The sequence below is a fragment of the Polaribacter litoreus genome, from assembly GCF_054584775.1.
Map to the genome: position 1 here is coordinate 1 of NZ_JBTLRD010000075.1, position 1,321 is coordinate 1,321.

Sequence of the window (1,321 nt, forward strand, 5' to 3'; positions counted from 1 at the left end):
GATTTTTTTTTTAGTAATTATCAGGAAAATAGTATCTTTAATTAACGTAACTAACCATACAACCCGTACGTTGTGCAACATTAAGAAAAACCTCTACAGATAAGAAAATTGAACAAAAAAACATTAAGAAGATTAATTGAATTAAAGAAGGAAGCTGAAAAACTTCCCAAAGAATTACTTTCCGAAAAAAATTACAAAATATACACAGATGCAAAATCAGAAGAGGATTCCGCTCACGTATATAATGAAATAGCAAAAATCAAAGGAGACAAAAATAAACTGATAAGAAAAATATTAGGTTTTTTTAGTGCCAACTTGGAAGATAACAGTATTTATTTTAAACAACTTTCAGAACTGACTTTTAGTCCAAAAGAAGGAATTTATAATACGGTACATTACAGGAACAACGAAGCTTGGGCGAATGACCGAATTGGATTAATAAATCTTCTTGAAATACTTCAAAACGAAATCAAAGAGAAAATGAATTTACCGAAAGAAAAAAAGGATAGCATTTTCTCATCAGGTCTATTTTGGACAATTTTACCTTTAGCTATTGCTTTAGCATATTTTGCAGGATCATATAAAGCCGAATATGATAAATCTGATTTAGAAAAAGAACTTAAAGAAAATAAAAAGGAAATCATAAAACTGAATCATAGAATTAATGTTCTAAAAAAACAAAATGATTCATTACAAGGTCCTAAACAATAAATGGAATTAGTAAATACAATAGAAAAACTGATTGAAAAACATTTAAAAAGCTATTTATTAACCTTACATAAATTTTCAGTTTATTCAGTTGATAATACAATTTGCGTAGTTGGAAGAAGAAAAGAAGAAGATATAAGTGATTTTTATCTTTTGAGATTAAATGTGAGTTCAGAAAACCAAGAATTACTAATTCCAACTTTATTCCTTCCAAAAGAAGATAGAAAAAACGGAATAGGCTTGGGACTGATTGCATTTATCTTTGAGATTTCAAAGAAAATAAATTTCGGATTAGCACTTGTGCAAATGACAGATAGTTTTTATGATAAAATGCTCAAACGTGGAGCAAAAAAAACTGGAATTTATGACTGTTTACAGATAGTAGAAACTACGAACTTAAAATAACGTTGCACAACAATGCGTATAATTCATTGCTGGCTGATTTTTTCCTCGGAAAAATAATCAGACAACTTCAATGGGTTGTAATTTATTTGCTAACTTTCCGCTAAACACAACCGCAACAAATCATACACGCGAACGTTATGTTTTATTGCTCAGGAAAATCTAAACGCAGGAAAAAAATGCTGAACAGTCTCTCGCGAATTTTAAAAAA

Annotated in this window: 2 protein-coding genes; both read left to right on the forward strand. The window is 29.0% G+C overall.

All coding sequences use genetic code 11. The features are described 5' to 3' along the window. Positions 1 to 108 precede the first annotated feature (108 nt). Positions 109 to 711, forward strand: coding sequence for a hypothetical protein (locus tag ACW9UN_RS17200; RefSeq protein ID WP_459487605.1), 603 nt, complete (start codon positions 109 to 111; stop codon positions 709 to 711). Then, on the forward strand, positions 712 to 1,113 hold the full coding sequence (locus ACW9UN_RS17205; protein ID WP_459487606.1) for a hypothetical protein: 402 nt from the start codon (positions 712 to 714) through the stop codon (positions 1,111 to 1,113). It abuts the gene before it with no gap. Positions 1,114 to 1,321 lie beyond the last annotated feature (208 nt).